General features: G+C 63.9%; 13 protein-coding genes. 6 read left to right on the plus strand and 7 right to left on the minus strand.

Features of this window, described 5'->3' with window-relative positions:
- Nucleotides 1-16 precede the first annotated feature (16 nt).
- Genes hpaD through NKH06_RS08370 form a run of 3 tightly spaced genes read right to left on the minus strand, consistent with a single transcriptional unit; the run spans nt 17 to nt 2927 of the window.
- On the minus strand, nt 17-997 hold the full coding sequence (hpaD, locus tag NKH06_RS08360; protein ID WP_127294698.1) for a 3,4-dihydroxyphenylacetate 2,3-dioxygenase: 981 nt from the start codon (nt 995-997) through the stop codon (nt 17-19).
- A gap of 14 nt (nt 998-1011) precedes the next feature.
- Entirely contained in the window at nt 1012-2529 is a 1518-nt protein-coding gene (gene hpaE / locus NKH06_RS08365) for a 5-carboxymethyl-2-hydroxymuconate semialdehyde dehydrogenase (RefSeq protein ID WP_352774321.1), read from the minus strand.
- A gap of 11 nt (nt 2530-2540) precedes the next feature.
- Nucleotides 2541-2927 carry a 5-carboxymethyl-2-hydroxymuconate Delta-isomerase gene (locus NKH06_RS08370; RefSeq protein ID WP_352774323.1) on the minus strand — a complete coding sequence of 129 codons (387 nt, stop codon included), beginning with the start codon at nt 2925-2927 and terminating at the stop codon, nt 2541-2543.
- Between the two features lie 211 nt (nt 2928-3138).
- Between NKH06_RS08370 and hpaR the strand changes: the two genes are divergently transcribed.
- The gene (gene hpaR / locus NKH06_RS08375) at nt 3139-3534 is read left to right on the plus strand and encodes a homoprotocatechuate degradation operon regulator HpaR (RefSeq protein ID WP_127276380.1); all 396 of its coding nucleotides are present in this window, start codon (nt 3139-3141) and stop codon (nt 3532-3534) included.
- Between the two features lie 88 nt (nt 3535-3622).
- Here hpaR and NKH06_RS08380 read toward each other — a convergent pair whose 3' ends face one another.
- From NKH06_RS08380 to NKH06_RS08395, 4 genes are all read right to left on the minus strand, one after another.
- The gene (locus NKH06_RS08380) at nt 3623-4753 is read right to left on the minus strand and encodes an aminomethyl transferase family protein (RefSeq protein ID WP_352892693.1); all 1131 of its coding nucleotides are present in this window, start codon (nt 4751-4753) and stop codon (nt 3623-3625) included.
- Between the two features lie 52 nt (nt 4754-4805).
- Nucleotides 4806-5582, minus strand: a complete 777-nt coding sequence (locus NKH06_RS08385) for an ABC transporter substrate-binding protein (protein WP_352793415.1) — start codon at nt 5580-5582, stop codon at nt 4806-4808.
- Nucleotides 5583-5706: 124 nt separating this feature from the next.
- A complete protein-coding gene (locus NKH06_RS08390) occupies nt 5707-7464 on the minus strand; it encodes a hydantoinase B/oxoprolinase family protein (RefSeq protein ID WP_352892695.1) in 1758 nt (585 codons plus the stop codon).
- 1 nt (nt 7465) lies between these two features.
- Nucleotides 7466-9550 (minus strand): hydantoinase/oxoprolinase family protein, encoded by a 2085-nt coding sequence (locus NKH06_RS08395; RefSeq protein ID WP_352774325.1) that lies wholly within the window; start codon nt 9548-9550, stop codon nt 7466-7468.
- Between the two features lie 220 nt (nt 9551-9770).
- On the opposite strand from NKH06_RS08395, the gene NKH06_RS08400 reads away from it, so the two are divergent.
- From NKH06_RS08400 to NKH06_RS08420, 5 genes are all read left to right on the plus strand, one after another.
- Nucleotides 9771-10598 (plus strand): ferredoxin--NADP reductase, encoded by an 828-nt coding sequence (locus NKH06_RS08400; RefSeq protein WP_352892697.1) that lies wholly within the window; start codon nt 9771-9773, stop codon nt 10596-10598.
- Nucleotides 10599-10749: 151 nt separating this feature from the next.
- Nucleotides 10750-11799: a deoxyribose-phosphate aldolase gene (deoC, locus tag NKH06_RS08405; RefSeq protein WP_352892700.1), complete on the plus strand. Its 1050-nt coding sequence runs from the start codon at nt 10750-10752 to the stop codon at nt 11797-11799.
- 72 nt (nt 11800-11871) lie between these two features.
- Nucleotides 11872-14244, plus strand: a complete 2373-nt coding sequence (locus NKH06_RS08410; RefSeq protein ID WP_352892702.1) for an aldehyde dehydrogenase family protein — start codon at nt 11872-11874, stop codon at nt 14242-14244.
- A gap of 271 nt (nt 14245-14515) precedes the next feature.
- Nucleotides 14516-15247 carry an SDR family oxidoreductase gene (locus NKH06_RS08415; RefSeq protein WP_352440647.1) on the plus strand — a complete coding sequence of 244 codons (732 nt, stop codon included), beginning with the start codon at nt 14516-14518 and terminating at the stop codon, nt 15245-15247.
- A gap of 218 nt (nt 15248-15465) precedes the next feature.
- Nucleotides 15466-16311: a fumarylacetoacetate hydrolase family protein gene (locus NKH06_RS08420; protein WP_352440648.1), complete on the plus strand. Its 846-nt coding sequence runs from the start codon at nt 15466-15468 to the stop codon at nt 16309-16311.
- Nucleotides 16312-16448 lie beyond the last annotated feature (137 nt).

Genomic DNA, 16448 nt, shown 5'->3' on the forward strand with positions numbered 1-16448 from the left:
GTCTCCTCGTCCATCGTCACGGCGCAATGATCGGCGACGCCGTCAGATCCGGCTGGCGTGCCTTCGCCCCGGCAAACACACTACCCTCCTCAAACCAGCTTTTCGGCGCCGGCGCGCCCCACAGCGTCTGGCGCTGCGGGTCCTTGAGGTCCCATTTGATCGGTTCCAGGTCCGGATCGACCGTCTGGTAGTCCGAACAGTAGATCTCGATGCGGTGGTTGTCCGGGTCTCTGACATAGAGGAAGAAGGCATTGGAAATGCCGTGCCGGCCGGGGCCGCGTTCGATGTTCGGCAAATAGCCCGTCGTTGCCATCAGATCGAGCAGGTCGATGATGTTGAGCGGCGTCGGCACCCAGAAGGCGACGTGGTGCAGGCGCGGGCCGATGCCGTTGGTGAAGGCGATGTCGTGCACGCCGCCCTTGCGGTGCGTCCACGCCGCCCACAGTCTTCCGCTGCTGGCGTCCTCGGTATACTCGGTCACCCGGAAGCCGAGCTCGTTGTAGAAGGCGACGGACTCGTCGACATTGGGCGAGAAGCAGTTGAAGTGGTCGATGCGCAGCGGCTTGACGCCCTTGTACAGCGCGTATTTCTGGTGTATCGGCGGCAGCCGCTCCATCTCAGCGTAGAATTCGAGCGGAATGCCGTGCGGATCGCGGGTGCGGAAGGTTCGCGACTGGTAGGGTCGCTCGACCCATTCCACCGGCAGGCCTTTTCCCTTGAAGAAATGCACCGCTTTGTCGAGATCCTCGTCCGAGAAGACCTTGAAGCCGAGGTCGCGGGCTTCGGCCGTGGCCCCCTTCTTCAGCACGATACAATGGTGCCCGCGCTCCTCCAGCGCCCTGAGATAGATGGTGTCCGAAGTCTCGTCGGTGACCTGGAGGCCGAGCGTATCGACATAGAACGCACGGGATTTGGCGAGGTCGGTGACGGCCAGCTCGACATGGCTGAGGCGCACGATGTTGAAGGCGGGATAGAGATTGGGCTTGGGCAAGGGCATCTGATTTCCTCCGGTCAGCCGCCGAGTTTCTGGATCGCGTGCGCGGTCGTCGCGAAGGCTACGTTCTTCGTCTCCATGTAGAAGTCGAAGGAATGGTCGCCGCCGTCGCGGCCGATGCCGGAATTCTTGACGCCGCCGAACGGTGTCGGCAAATGGCGCACATTCTCGGAATTGACCCAGATCATGCCGGCATCGAGCGCATCGGTGAAGCGAAACGCTCGGGTGACGTCCGAGGTCCAGAGATAGCCGGTCAGGCCGTATTGCGTGTCGTTGGCCAGAGCCAGCGCTTCCGTCTCGTCGGCGAACGGAATGGCGCTCAGCACCGGCCCAAAGATCTCCTCCTGCGCGATGCGCATGCGGTTGGTGACGTTGGTGAACAGGGTCGGGCCGACATAGCAGCCACCGCCCGGCCCATCGACCTTGCCGCCGCCGGCCGCGAGCGTCGCACCCTCCGATTTGCCGATGTCGATATAGGACAAAACTTTCTTTTCATGCACCGGATGGATCAGCGGCCCAACCACCGTTTTCGGATCGAGCGGGTGGCCGACGACGATGCGCCTCGCCCTCTCCGCGATTCTGGCGGTGAAGCTCTCATAGATCGAGGCTTCGACCAGCAGGCGCGAGGACGAGGTGCAGCGTTCGCCATTCAGCGAATAGATCATGAACACGGCGGCGTCGGCGGCGCGCTCGAGATCGGCGTCGGCAAAGACGATCACCGGGTTCTTGCCGCCAAGCTCGAAATGCACGCGCTTCAGCGTGTCGGCGCCTTGGCGCATGATCATCGAGCCGGTACGGCTCTCGCCGACGAAGCCGATCGCCTTGATGGCAGGGTGCTCGGTCAGCGCCTTGCCGGCGTCCTCGCCAAAACCGTTGACGAGATTCCACACGCCTTTCGGCAGGCCGGCCTCCTCGGCAATCTCGACCAGCAGGCGGGCGGTCAGCGGCGAGAATTCAGCCGGCTTATGAACGACGGTGCACCCAGCCGCCAGCGCCGGCGCGATCTTCCAGGTCGACAGCATGAACGGCGTATTCCACGGCGTGATGATGCCGACCGGGCCGATCGGCACGCGCGTGGTGATGTTGACCTGGCCTGTCGTCCGCAGCGTCTCACCATCGCGGGCTTCCGGCGCGCGGTCGGCAAAGAAGCGGAAATTCTCGGCCCCGCGCAGTGCCGCCTTGGCCATGAACTTCAGCGCCTGGCCGGTATCCATGCATTCGACGAAGGCGATCTCCTCGGCTCGCGCCTCGATCGCGTCGGCTATTTTGTGCAGCAGCTTTTTGCGTGCCTCGCCCGGCATGGCGGCCCAGGCCGGGAATGCCGCCTTGGCCGCCTTGGCGGCGCGGTCGATGTCGGCGGCGCCGCCGCGCGCGACCTTGGCCAGTGGCTTGAGGTCAATCGGCGAAATGCTCTCGAACGCAGTGCCGTCGATGGCGGGAACCGCCTCGCCGCCGATCTGGTTCAACACGCCATCGCGCTTGAAGCGGGCCAGATAGGCCTCGGCCTTGTTCAGATTGCCTTGCAGGTCGGACATGTCGGGTTCCGTCACTTGCCGCGCAGTCGCGGGTGGATTGCGTTTCTCTTCCAGCTGAGCACCGGGTCGATTTCCCGGATTTCGAGCGACAGGGCGAAATGCGGGGTCTCGAACAGCGTGCCAAGGTATTCGCTCACCGCCGCGAAGACAGCCTCGCCAGTCCGCTTCTTGTCGTCGGCGCTGCGGCCGGTGCCGATGCGAAACGACATGTCGAGAAAGGCGTTTTCCGGCAGCCTGTCGGCCATCGCGTAGGTCTCGGCGCGAAACGCCCGCACCCGCACGGCGCCGGTTTCGAACAGCCCGGTGTCCAGCACTGTGCGCAACACCAGAGCGCACAGTTCGCCCATATCGACCTTGGCATCGAGATTGGCCGAATACTCGATGGAGAAGTGAGGCACGGCGTTTCGTTCCCTGGGTTATTGCCTTGTTGTAGTTAACGCGTTAATTACATGCAGCATGCGCGAAGTCAAGCCTTGCATCGGCCTTGGCGCAACGATACGGGAAGGCGGGAACGGGCCCTGGCAGGCGGATTCGGCCGAGGGAGGCCTGTTTCGATCGCAAGCGTGGGAGGCTCTTTTCTTGCTGCCTGAAACCCGTCGTTCTCTGCCGATGGCGCTGCTTCATGCCCGCGAAGCGGTGATGGCGCGGTTTCGGCCGATGCTTGCCGCGCATGACGTGACCGAACAGCAATGGCGCGTGCTGCGCGTGCTGAGCGAAGCCGGCCCGGTCGAGGCGACGGAACTCGCCGACCGCGCCTCGGTTTTGCCGCCCAGCCTGACGCGCATCATCAAGGCGCTCGAGGGACGCAAATTCATCACCCGCAACAAGGCCGAAGGCGACGGCCGCCGCGTCGTTCTAACCATTGCGCCCGCCGGTTCCGCCTTGATCGACGCCCTGTCGCCCGAGCGTCGCGTCATTTATGACGACATCGAACAGCGCTTCGGCCACGAAAAGCTCGAGCAGTTGCTCGATTTGCTGGAGACGCTGATCGATGGCGAAAGCTGATCGTTCCGGCTACCGCAGAAGTTTCGACGGTCGCTCGGGTTGACGGACCGCATACCTTGGAAAGGCCGAAACACCCGATGGGGGTCAACTAACCTCGCAACCTCACCCCTTCCGGATCGAAGAACGGTATCGGCGCCACGACCGCACGCGTCGGCTGACCACCGATATCAATGTTCAATTCGGTGCCGACAGCCGTGAAGGGCAGCCGCAGATGCGCGGTGGCCAGCACCTTGCCGAGGGAATAGCCGTGGTCGCTGTAGGTGACGATGCCGGCGTCCTCGCCATCGGCCAGAACCTTGGCATCGGTCGCGGCCGGCTTGTCGCCGTCGAGGATCAGTCCGACCCATTGCTCGTCGAGGCCGGTGTCGCGGACCTTGAGAAGCGCCTCGCGGCCGACGAAATCGCCCTTGTCGAACTTGATCCAGCGGTCGAGGCCGACATGGAACGGGGTGCGGCTCTCGTCCATGTCGATGCCGTGCGCCGGGTAGGCCTTTTCCAGGCCCAGCGTGAACATCGCCAGCACGCCATAGGGTTTCAGGCCAAAGTCACGGCCGGTGCGCATCAGCGCGTCCCAGAGCGAGGCCGCCTCGTCGGCCGGCACGAACAATTCGAAGCCGAGTTCGCCGGTCACGCCGGTGCGCGAGATCAGCACCCGCGTGCCGTTGATATGGCCCGACGTGAACGACCAGCGCTTCAGTTCATCCAGATCGGCATCCGCAATCAACGCTTTCAGCAGTTCGCGCGAGCGCGGACCCTGGATGGTCGGGAAGGCGATGGCCGCCGTGATGTCGGTGACATAGGCCTTGCGGCCCTGGGCGTGATGATGCAGCCAGGGCAGCATCTTCAGGCGGTTGACCGAGCCGGTCACCAGCATGAAGTGCTCCGGGCCCAACCGAAACACGGTGAGGTCGTCCATGATGCCGCCATCGTCGCGACAGACGGTGGAATAGCGCACCTGCCCCGGCTTCATCGCGGCGGCGTCATTGACGATGACATGGTTGACCAGCGCCTCGGCGTCCGGCCCCTTGACGTCCATCTTGCCCATCGTGCTGAGATCCTGCACGCCGACATTTTTGCGGGTGTTCAGGTGCTCGTCGGCAATGTCGGAATAAGTTTTGGCCGAGATGAAATCGCCCCCGACACGACCCATGGTCGCGCCCAGCCCGACGATGCTGCTGTAGAAAGGGGAACGCCGCTCAGCCAAGGAAGTCTCCATCATCCAAGAAAAACGGCAGCGCCAGGCGGCGCTGCCGAAGGTGATTGCGTCAGGATCAGCCGCCGTAGACGTCGAACGAGAAATATTTGTCGTTGATTTCCTTGTATTTTCCGTTGGCGCGCAGCGCGTCGATGGCCGTATTGAGCTTGTCGGCCAGTTCCTTTTTGCCCTTCTGCAGCGCGATGCCGACGCCGGGGCCGTGAATGGCCGGATCGGCCGTCAGAGTGCCGAGCAGCTTGCAGCAGGCGCCGTCGGGCTTCTTCAGCCATTCGGTCAAGATGATCGAGCCGTCCATCATCGCGTCGAGGCGGCCATTGGCCATGTCGGTGCGGGCGTCGTCGCCGGTCGGATAGGCCTTGACGGTGGAGCCTGAATATTTCTGCTCGGCGAATTTCTGGTGGATGGTCGCGGTCTGCACGCCGAGCGCCTTGCCTTTCAGGTCGTCCGGCGAGGTGCCCGCGACGGTTGAGTCCTTCGGTACGGCGATGGCCGGCGGTGTCTGGTAGTATTTGTGGGTGAACTCGACCTTCTCGGCCCGCTCGGGCGTGATGGTGATGTTGATGATGGCGTCGAACTTGCCGGCCTGCAGCGCCGGTATGGAACCATCGAAATCCTGCACGCTGAACTCACACTCGGCCTTCATCTCGGCGCACAGCGCCTTCCCCAAGTCGATGTCGAAGCCACCCAGCGTGCCGTCGGCACTGGCGTAATTGAAGGGCGGATAGGCGCCCTCGGTACCGATCCTGAGTTTTTTGTCCTGGGCGGAGGCGGCGCCCGTGGCAAGGGTGAGAGCGACGGAAGCGGCAAGCACGAAACGACCGGAAAGACGCATGTTCGAGTTCCCCGTTGAAAGCGGGAAGTCTACGGTCTTCCAGGCGTGTGACGGAGACGGAAACGACATGCGCTGCGGCGATCGCGGCGCGGCGGGCGATCCAGGCCAGGCGATCGGTGGTGCGTTACCCGGCGCGCTGCTTGTTGGTCGCCGCCCGGTCGATGGCCAACTCCCCGGCCGAGAGGACAACGCCAAACTTTTCGGTGGCTTCCTCTGATGTGTAGTACCCCAGCGCCACGTCGCGCAGCACCAGATCCGGATCGCGCTGCAGCGGATCGCCGTAGCCGCCGCCGCCCGGCGTGCCGACGCGCACGCGGTCGCCGGCCTTGAGCGCAATGTCCTGCTCCTTCGAAAGGTGCAGCGGCACATGTTCCTCGCCATTGCGGAAGACGGTCACCATGTTGACCGCGCCGTCCTTGCCGCCGAGTGCGCCTTGGGGGCCGAAACGGCCGTGATCCATGACGAAAGAAGCACGGGCGTCGCCGCGCAGGATTTCAACCTCATAGGCGAGGCCGAAACCGCCGCGATGCTTGCCTGCGCCGCCGGAGCCTTCACGCAAGGCGTAGTGGCGGTAAAGCACCGGGAATGCCTGTTCCATGATCTCGACCGGCGGCGATTTGGAAATGCCGATGGTCGAGCAGCCATTGGTCAGCCCGTCATGGCCTGAATTTCCGCCGTAACCGCCGCCGGAGATCTGGTACATGACGTAATCGCGGCCGCGCGCCGGGTCATTGCCGCCGAGCGCGAAATTGCCGCTGGAGCCGGCGGGCGCCGCCGTCACCTTGTCGGGCAGCGCCTGCACCATCGCCGCGAACACCGCCTCGGCGATGCGCTGCGACACTTCGGCCGCGCAGCCCGAGACCGGGCGTGGATATTTGGCGTCGAGGAAAGTGCCTTCCAGCCGCTTGACTTCAAGCGGTTCGAAGGCACCGGCGCTGATCGGCACATCAGGGAAAATGTGGCGCATGGCGAGATAGACCGAGGACAAGGTCGTCGCCAGCACGCTGTTCATCGGCCCGGCGCAGGGCTTTGACGAGCCGGTGAAATCGAAGGTCAGCGTGTCGCCCTGCTTCTCGACGGCGAGCGCGATGGTCAGCGGTTCGTTGACCACCCCGTCGGAATCGACAAACGCCTTTGAATAGTAAGTGCCGTCGGGAATGGCTGATATGTTGGCGCGCATCTGCTCAGCCGCGCGGCGGCGCAGTTCGGCGATCGCCTCGACAACCGTTTCGTCTCCGTAACGATCCAGGATTCCGTTAAGCCTGTCCTGACCGATCAGCAATGCGGCAGCCTGGGCGCGGATGTCGCCGATGCGCTGGTCGGCGACACGGATGTTGGAGCAGATGATGGCGTATATCTCCGGATCGAGCACGCCCTTCTTGAACAGTTTTACGGGCGGCAGCCGCAGGCCTTCCTGCTCGACTGCGGTCGCGGAGGCCGAAAAACCGCCCGGCACCGAGCCGCCAATGTCTGGCCAGTGGCCGGTGTTGGATAGCCAGCAGAAGATTTTTCCCGCCCGGTAGACCGGCATGGCGAAGCGTACATCCATCAGATGGGTGCCGCCGAGATAGGGGTCGTTGACGATGTAGATGTCACCCGGCTCCGGGGCTAGGCAGCGGCCGTCGGCGATCATCTCGATCACCGTCCTGGTCGAATATTGCATGACGCCGACAAATACCGGCAGGCCCTGCGAGCCTTGCGCGATCAGCGAACCATCGACAGCCGAATAGATGCCGTCGGAACGGTCGTTGGCCTCGGCGATGACAGGCGAGAAAGCGGCGCGAGAGAACGTAAGGTCCATCTCGTCGCAGACCTGTTGCAGGGCCGCCTGGAGGACCGAAAGCGTGATGGCGTCGAGTTTTGCCGTATCAATGTCAGGCATCTCAGGCCTCGCCGATGTCGATGATGATGTTGCCGTCGGCGTCGCAGCGTGCGCGGTCGCCGGGCTCGAGCACGGTGGTGGCGTCCATCTGTTCGAGGATCGCCGGCCCTTCGATTTCAGCGTCAAGCGGCAGTTTTTCGCGTGCATATACCGGCGTGTCGTGCCAGCGCCCGCCATACCAGACCGGCCGGATTTCGCGCCTTGCCTCATCCAGCGTTGTTGCGCGCCCCGCCGGATCGATCAGCCGCGACAGATCGATCGCCGGACGCACGCCGGTCACCGACGTGTTGAGATTGACGAGGTTGGCGCGGATTTCCGGCAGTTCGACCTTGAAGCGGGCGAAATAGGCCTTTTCGAAAAGCTGCTGCAGCGTTGCGCGCGTCACCGACGAGGACGGTAGCGGCACGTTGATGATGTGGGTCTGGCCGACGAACTGCATGTCGGCGGAGTGGGTGACGCGGATCGTCTCCGGCTTCACCGCTTCCTTGCCGATCAGCTCTTCACCTTCGTTTCGGTGGCGTTCCAATACAGTATGAAGCTGTTTTTCGTCGAGCACCGCCACCGGCTGGTTGATGGTGTTGACGAAATCATGGCGCAGGTCGGCGACGACGCAGCCGAGTGCGTTGGTGATGCCCGGACGCGCCGGCACCAGCACCTTGGGCAGGCCGAGTTCGCGCGCCAGGGCCGTTGCGTGCAGTGGGCCGGCGCCGCCAAAGGCGAACAGCGCGAAATCACGAGGGTCATGGCCGCGCGACACCGAGACCATGCGGATGGCGCCGGCCATCTTCATGTTGCCGAGTCGCAGCACCGCGCCCGCCGCCTCGACGCCGGACAGGCCGGTCGCCTTGCCGATCTTGTCCTCGAAAATGCTGGTGACGCGCTCTGATGTGACGGGATTTTGGACCGCCAGCAGCTTCTTCGGCGCCAGCCGGCCGAGCACCAGATTGGCGTCGGTAATGGTTGGCTCGAGGCCGCCGCGTCCGTAGCAGATCGGGCCGGGATTGGCGCCGGCACTTTCCGGGCCGATCTGGATCAGCCCGGCCGCATCGACGCGGGCGATCGAGCCGCCGCCGGCGCCGACCGTATGCACCGCCACCATCGGCACATGGATCGGCATCGCATATTCGATCTCGATCTCGTTCGAGACCGCCGGCTCTGCGTTGCGGATCAGCGCCACGTCGGTCGAGGTGCCGCCCATGTCATAGGTGACGAGGTTTTCGAAGCCGGCGCGTTTTCCGGTATAGGCGGCGGCGATGACGCCGGAGGCCGGGCCGGACATAACCGTCTTGGCCGATTCACGTGTGACGAAGCGGGCCGAGATCATGCCGCCATTGCCATTCATGATCAGGAAGTCGCGGGCATAGCCTTTCGCGCCCAATTCCTTGCGCAGCCGCTCGACGTAGCGCTCGAGGATCGGCTGCACGGAGGCGTTGACCGAAGCGGTCACGCCGCGTTCGAATTCGCGCGCTTCCGACAGCAGCGCGTGGCCTGCCGTGATGTAGCGGTTCGGCCAGAGCTCGGCGGCAATTTCGGCGGCGCGCCGCTCATGCGCCGGATTGGCGTAGGAATGCAGGAAATGAATGACGAGGGATTCGCAACCGGCCGCGATCAGCGTCTGCACGGCGTCGCGCATCTCGGCCTCGTCGAGCGGCGTGCGCACCGCGCCCGACGCTTCGACACGCTCCGAGACTTCGAGCCTGAGATTGCGCGGAATGATCGGTACGAAGCTGCCGGTCATGCCATAGGCCTGCGGCCGCGTGCGCCGGCCCAGCTCGATCACGTCGCGAAAGCCGCGCGTGGTGATCATGCCGGTTTTCGCCAACCGGCGTTCCAGCACCGCATTGGTGGTGGTGGTCGTGCCATGCACGATGAGGTCGATGCTATCGATGGCAAATCCGGTGGCGCCGAGTGCCGAAACGACACCGAAAGCCTGGTTGTCCACCGTGGTCGGCGTCTTGGCCAGATACACCCGGCCGCCGTCGCTTCCGTCGATCAGGAGCAGGTCGGTGAAGGTGCCACCGACATCGATACCGGCGACGACATTTCCCCGGGAATTGCTCGCTTGCGCCGAAATATTCTCTTCCATCGTCGAAACCCGAAATGCGCGGACTACGGATATGCGCCAGTTTGGAAAGCTGTTTTAAGGGAGCATCTTGACGCAAATATCGTTTGTATACTAATAAATTCCGGACACAAGAGCTTGCCGCTTTGGAGTGTGCGAACAGCCCGCCGGGATCTGAATGGTCCGGGCGTGCAGGTGGAAGTTTGGCGCCCGCGTCCACGGTTGGGCCAGAAGGTTGGATTTGATGAACACCACATCCGCTCTCAACACCGTCGGCGCCCGACCGCTGCAGTTCCCGATTCCGGCCAACGTCTATGCCGAAACCGTCGTCTCGGTGAAGCACTATACCGACCGGCTGTTCTCGTTCCGCATCACCCGTCCGCAGTCGCTGCGCTACCGTTCCGGCGAGTTCGTCATGATCGGCCTGCCCAATGCCGAGAAGCCGGTGTACCGCGCCTATTCGGTGGCAAGCCCGGCCTGGGACGAGGAGCTGGAATTCTTCTCGATCAAGGTGCCGGACGGTCCGCTGACCTCCGAGCTGCAGAAGATCCAGGTCGGCGACACGGTCATCATGCGCCAGAAGTCGACCGGCACGCTGGTGGTCGACGCGCTGACGCCGGCCAAGCGGCTGTTCATGATCTCGACCGGCACCGGCATCGCGCCTTTCGCCAGCCTGCTGCGCGACCCTGATACCTACGACAAATTCGATCAGCTGGTCCTGACCCATACCTGCCGCGACAATGCGGAACTCACCTACGGCCAGGAGCTGGTCGCGGCGTTGGAAAGCGACCCGCTGATCGGTGAACTGACCACTGGGCGCGTCACGCTCTACAATTCGACGACCCGCGAAGAGTCGGCACGCATGGGCCGCATCACCGCGCTGATCGGCTCCGGCAAGTTCTACAGCGATCTCGGCATCGACAAGCTCAGCCCGGAAACCGACCGCATCATGATCTGCGGCTCGATGCATATGCTGAAGGACGTCAAGGAACTGGCCGAAAGCCTCGGCTTCGAGGAAGGCTCGCTGAGCCATCCAGCGACTTTTGTCGTCGAGCGCGCCTTCGTCGGCTGAGCCGCACCAACATCTCGAAGTCTATGCTTTTGACCGCACGGTCAAAATTGCTGCTTTCGCCGCCTTTTTCGGTTATGACCGCCCGCAGGACTCGTGAAGTACGGCTTCACGGGCTATCTTCGGCACACGTCGCTGAATGAAAGGGCAGGAGATGAGCAGCACAATCCGAGAAGCCGATATCGGCTCGTCCAAGGTGACGCCGCTGCCGGCGCGTGCCGCCGCCAACACAGCCGTTCCACCGGACCATCGCATTGCGCGCAATCCCGGCATGAAGCTCGATCTCGGCTTCATGGAATCGGTGCGCAGCGTCAACCGCTCGGCGCTGGAACGGCGCGTCGCCAGCCTGACCAAGCGGCGCTCGATCAAGGCCGACAACCAGGCCGCCTGGCTGCTAAAGGCCGTCTCCTGCATGGATCTGACGACGCTGAATTCCAACGACACCGAGGAGCGCGTGCGCCGGCTCTGCGCCAAGGCGATCAACCCGTTCCGCCGCGACATTGTCGAGGGCCTCGGCATATCAGGTGAAACCATCCGCCCGGCCGCCGTCTGCGTCTACCATCCCTTCGTCACCACCGCCGTCGATGCCGTGCGCGGCACCGGCATCCATGTCGCCGCCGTCTCCACCGCCTTCCCGCATGGTCTGGCACCCCTGTCGACCCGCCTGCAGGAAATCGAAGCCTCGGTCCGCGACGGCGCCGACGAGATCGACGTGGTCATTCCACGCGGGCTGGTGTTCGGCGCCAAATGGCGCGAGCTATACAATGAGATCGTCTCGATGCGCGCCGCTTGCGGTGACGCGCATCTGAAGGTCATCCTCGGCACCGGCGACCTCGCCACGCTGCGCAATGTCATGCTGGCCTCGATGGTAGCGATGATGGCAGGCGCCGACTTCATCAAGACCTCGACCGGCAAGGAAAGCGTCAATGCGACGCTGCCCGTCGGCCTCGCCATGGTGCGCGCCATCAGGGCCTATTTCGAGGAAACCGGCTATCTCATCGGCTTCAAGCCGGCCGGCGGCATTTCCACGGCCAAGGCCTCACTCGACTGGCTGGTGCTGATGAAGGAAGAACTCGGCCGCCCATGGCTGGAGCCGGACCTGTTCCGCTTCGGTGCGTCGAGCCTCTTGACCGACATCGAGCGCCAGCTCGAGCACCATCTGACCGGACACTATTCGGCCAATCATCGCCACGCGATGGCTTGAGAGATTTACCCCCACCCCGATCGGCAAGCCGATCGACCCTCCCACAAGTGGGAGGGGTGAAGGAGGCGCCCAATGAACATTCTCGACCGCTACCACGCCATGGAATACGGCCCGGCGCCGGAAGCCCGCAACGAGGCCGATGCGTGGCTTGCCGCGCGCGACTTCTCCAAGGCGCTGTTCATCGGCGGCGACTGGAAAGCCGCGTCCGGCGGCAAGACTTTCGAGACCAGCGAGCCGTCTTCCGGCAAACTGCTGGCCAAGGTCTCGGACGCCAATGCCGCCGATATCGACGCGGCGGTTGCGGCGGCCACCAAGGCGCTGCCCAAGTGGAGCGCCAGTTCAGGCTATGTCAGGGCGAAAGTGCTCTATGCCATCGGCCGCGCCATGCAGCGCCACCAGCGCCTGTTCGCGGTGCTTGAGACAATCGACAATGGCAAGCCGATCCGCGAAAGCCGCGACATCGACGTGCCGCTGGCCATCCGCCATTTCATCCACCATGCCGGTTGGGCGCAGGCGCTGGACAGGGATTTCCCCGGCCACAAGGGTGTCGGCGTGGTCGGCCAGATCATTCCGTGGAATTTTCCGCTGCTGATGCTTGCCTGGAAGATCGCGCCGGCCCTCGCCGCAGGTTGCACCGTGGTGCTGAAACCAGCCGAGTTCACACCGCTGACATCAATCCTGTTCGCCGAGATCTGTGAGCGCGCCGGCGTACCGAAAGGCGTCGTCAACATCGTCCAGGGCGGGCCTGGGGCTGGTGCGGCCATCGTCAACCACCCCGGCATCCAGAAGATCGCTTTCACCGGCTCTTCCGAGGTCGGCAAGATCATTCGCAAGGCGACCGCCGGCTCGGGCAAGAAACTGTCGCTGGAGCTTGGTGGCAAGTCGGCCTTCATCGTCTTCGAGGATGCCGATCTCGACAGCGCCGTCGAAGGCCTGGTCGACGGTATCTGGTTCAACCAGGGCCAGGTCTGCTGCGCCGGTTCGCGACTGCTGGTCCAGGAAGGCATCGCCGACGCCCTGATCGCCAAGGTCAAGACGCGGATGAGCCGGCTGCGCGTCGGCAGCCCGCTCGACAAGAACACCGATATCGGCCCGCTGGTCGACGCCACACAGCTCGAGCGCGTCAAGGGCCTGGTCGCCGAAGGTGCCAGGCAGGGCGCCGTCTGCTGGCAGCCGGATGCGGCGCTGCCGTCTTCCGGCTACTACCATCTGCCGACGCTCGCCACAGGTGTTTCGCCGGCTAACATATTGGCGCAAGAAGAGGTGTTCGGCCCTGTTCTGGCGACCATGACCTTCCGCAACACCGAGGAAGCGATCGAGCTTGCCAACAACACGCGCTATGGCCTCGCCGCCTCGGTGTGGAGCGAGAACGTCAACCTTGCCCTGCACGTCGCGCCGCAATTGAAGGCCGGCGTGGTCTGGGTCAACGGCACCAACATGTTCGACGCCGCCTGTGGCTTCGGCGGCTACCGCGAGAGCGGTTTCGGTCGCGAAGGCGGGCGCGAGGGCATGTTCGAATATCTCACGGCGAAGCTGCCGCTCGGCCAGATCATCAAGCCGGCGACGACCTCCGCACAGCCGGTCGAGCAGGCCGACGGCTCGGCAATCGACCGCACGGCTAAGCTGTTCATCGGCGGCAAGCAGGTACGGCCGGACGGCAATTATTCGCTGGCTGTCGCCACCGCCAAGGGCAAGCTTGCCGGCGAGGTTGGGCTCGGCAGCCGCAAGGATATCCGCGATGCCGTCTCTGCCGCCCGCGGTGCCAAGGCCTGGCCGGAGGCGACCGCCTATAACAGGTCCCAGGTGCTCTATTATTTGGCCGAGAATCTTTCCGGCCGTGCCGGCGAGTTCGCCGCCCGTCTCACCGAATTGACCGGCGCTACGCCCAAGGCCGCGCGGGAAGAGGTAGAACAATCCATCGAACGGCTGTTCCTCTATGCCGGCCTAGCCGACAAGTTCGAGGGCCGCGTGCACCAGCCGCCGGCGCGTGCCGTGACGCTGGCGCTTCATGAACCGGTCGGCGTCGTCGGCATCGTCGCCCCCGACAGCTCGCCGCTGCTCGGCCTGATCTCGCTGGTCGCACCGGCGCTGGCCATGGGCAACACCGTGGTCGCGGTGCCTTCGGAGCGCTATCCGCTGCTGGCCACCGATCTCTACCAGGTCATCGAATATTCCGACATTCCCTCAGGCGCCATCAACATCGTCACCGGCCGCAGCTCCGAACTCGCCGGCGTGCTGGCCAAGCATGACGATGTCGACGGGCTCTGGGTGTTCGCCGATGCAGAGACCTGCGCCAAGGCGGAGGCCGAGTCCATCGGCAACCTCAAGCGCGTCTGGAGCGGCAATGGCCGCGGCATCGACTGGGCATCCGACGAAGCCGCCGGCGACGCCTTCCTGCGCCGCGCCGTCGAGGTCAAGAATGTCTGGGTGCCTTACGGCGATTAATGTATGTCGCCCAAAAGTGCGCAGCGGTTTTGGGGCAACGACATATATAAAGGCAAAGAGCCAAAGCGCGTCGCGCGCTTTGATCTCCCCCCGGCGCGGTAGAGATCGTGTTCGGGGTTGACGCATGGACAGATGTTCTTTAACGAGAAAAAACATCTTTATCAGTGAACGATCAACGGCGCAGGCTGCACGATCATGCGCGACTGGCACATGACGCCTTGGCCAGCCGCGGATTAGACCCGGACTATCCCTAGCGGACGAGGAGAACAGTATGGCTGATCTGGCAGGCAAGGTCGTTGTCGTCACGGCAGCGGCGCAAGGCATCGGCAAGGCGAGCGCGCTGGCTTTCGCAAAAGCTGGCGCCACCGTCTACGCCACCGACATCAACGAGGCACTGCTGGCGGAGCTCGCCAAGACGCCGGGGATCAAGACCCGCAAGCTGGACGTACTCAACGACGAAGCCGTCAACGCCGCCTTCGCCGAGATCGGTGTCGTCGACGTGCTGTTCAACTGCGCCGGTTTTGTCCATTCGGGCTCGATCCTTGAGATGAAGGACGGCGACCTCGATTTCGCGCTGAACCTCAATGTTCGCGCCATGATCCGCACCAGCCGGGCCGTGCTGCCCGGCATGCTGGAACGCGGCGACGGATCGATCATCAACATGGCCTCGCTGGCCAGTTCGACCAAGGGCGTGCCCAACCGCTTCGTCTACGGCCTGACCAAGGCCGCCGTCATCGGCCTGACCAAGGCGATCGCCGCCGACTATGTTGGCAAGGGCATACGCTGCAACGCCATTTGCCCCGGCACGGTCGAGAGCCCGTCGCTGCAGGACCGCATGCACGCGCAAGGCGACTACGATGCCGCCCGCGCCGCCTTCATCGCCCGCCAGCCGATGGGCCGGCTTGGCACGCCGGAGGAGATCGCGGATCTCGCCGTCTATCTGGCCGGCGCCACCTATACGTCAGGGCAGGCGTACAATATCGACGGCGGCTGGTCGATCTGACTGCGGAAATCTTGCGCGAGCCGGACGATTTGGCCCTTTCCCGGCGTTTGACAGGGGATCGAAGAGTCTGAAAATCCCGCGCGCCGCTATCTTGCATGGCGATCGCGCTTGTCCGTAGTCAGGTCGATGGGTACGGTCCGCCGGTTCCGCGAAGGCGCAATCGCCTTGGCGGAAAGTTTGCAAAAGGCCACGAGGCCGCAATCAGGAGAAGAATTTAGATGAAACTGCTGCGCTATGGCGAGGTGGGAAGCGAACGTCCCGGCCTGCTCGATGCGGATGGAACGATCCGTGATCTCTCCGCTCACGTTACCGATATCGGCGGCAAGACGCTCGATCCGGCATCGCTGGCGGCACTCGCCAAGCTCGATCCGAAGTCGCTGCCAGCGGTTTCCGGCAGCCCGCGCCTCGGCGCCTGCGTTGCCGGCACCGGCAAGTTCATCTGCATCGGCCTCAACTATTCCGACCATGCCGCCGAAACCGGCGCCACCGTGCCGCCGGAGCCGATCATTTTCATGAAGGCAAGCTCGGCCATTGTCGGGCCGGATGACGACGTGTTGATCCCCCGCGGCTCGGAGAAGACCGACTGGGAAGTCGAACTGGCCGTGATCATCGGCAAAACCGCCAAATATGTCAGCGAGGCCGATGCGCTCGACTATGTTGCCGGCTATAGCGTTGCCCACGACGTCTCCGAACGCGCCTTCCAGGCCGAGCGCCAGGGCCAGTGGACCAAAGGCAAGTCCTGCGACACGTTCGGCCCGACCGGCCCATGGCTGGTGACCAAGGACGAGGTAGCCGACCCGCAGAACCTCAAAATGTGGCTGACCGTCAACGGCAAGACGATGCAGAACGGCTCGACCAAGACCATGGTCTATGGCGTCAAGTATCTGGTTTCCTATCTCAGCCAGTTCATGTCGCTGCACCCCGGCGACATCATCTCCACCGGCACGCCGCCCGGCGTCGGCCTCGGCATGAAGCCGCCGGTGTTCCTGAAGGCAGGCGATGTGGTTGCACTGGGCATCGAAGGGCTGGGCCAGCAAAAGCAGACGTTCAAGGCGGACGTATAGAGGTTGCGCTGCCCCCTCATCCGGCCGCTTCGCGGCCACCTTCTCCCCGCTGGGGAGAAGAAGTGAGCGTCGGCGCTGACAATCTCCTCTCCCCTCGGGGAGAGGTCAGCCGAGCGAAGTGGAGGCTGGGTGAGGGG

The organism is Mesorhizobium sp. M1342 (genome assembly GCF_040317955.1).
Taxonomy (GTDB): Bacteria; Pseudomonadota; Alphaproteobacteria; order Rhizobiales; family Rhizobiaceae; genus Mesorhizobium.

Excerpts from the sequence above, each read along its gene's own strand:
- hpaD (WP_127294698.1), bottom strand. The coding sequence starts at position 997 with ATGCCCTTGCCCAAGCCCAATCTCTATCCCGCCTTCAACATCGTGCGC.
- hpaE (WP_352774321.1), bottom strand. The coding sequence starts at position 2,529 with ATGTCCGACCTGCAAGGCAATCTGAACAAGGCCGAGGCCTATCTGGCC.
- hpaR (WP_127276380.1), top strand. The coding sequence starts at position 3,139 with ATGGCGCTGCTTCATGCCCGCGAAGCGGTGATGGCGCGGTTTCGGCCG.
- NKH06_RS08380 (WP_352892693.1), bottom strand. The coding sequence starts at position 4,753 with ATGATGGAGACTTCCTTGGCTGAGCGGCGTTCCCCTTTCTACAGCAGC.
- NKH06_RS08385 (WP_352793415.1), bottom strand. The coding sequence starts at position 5,582 with ATGCGTCTTTCCGGTCGTTTCGTGCTTGCCGCTTCCGTCGCTCTCACC.
- NKH06_RS08390 (WP_352892695.1), bottom strand. The coding sequence starts at position 7,464 with ATGCCTGACATTGATACGGCAAAACTCGACGCCATCACGCTTTCGGTC.
- NKH06_RS08395 (WP_352774325.1), bottom strand. The coding sequence starts at position 9,550 with ATGGAAGAGAATATTTCGGCGCAAGCGAGCAATTCCCGGGGAAATGTC.
- NKH06_RS08400 (WP_352892697.1), top strand. The coding sequence starts at position 9,771 with ATGAACACCACATCCGCTCTCAACACCGTCGGCGCCCGACCGCTGCAG.
- deoC (WP_352892700.1), top strand. The coding sequence starts at position 10,750 with ATGAGCAGCACAATCCGAGAAGCCGATATCGGCTCGTCCAAGGTGACG.
- NKH06_RS08410 (WP_352892702.1), top strand. The coding sequence starts at position 11,872 with ATGAACATTCTCGACCGCTACCACGCCATGGAATACGGCCCGGCGCCG.
- NKH06_RS08415 (WP_352440647.1), top strand. The coding sequence starts at position 14,516 with ATGGCTGATCTGGCAGGCAAGGTCGTTGTCGTCACGGCAGCGGCGCAA.
- NKH06_RS08420 (WP_352440648.1), top strand. The coding sequence starts at position 15,466 with ATGAAACTGCTGCGCTATGGCGAGGTGGGAAGCGAACGTCCCGGCCTG.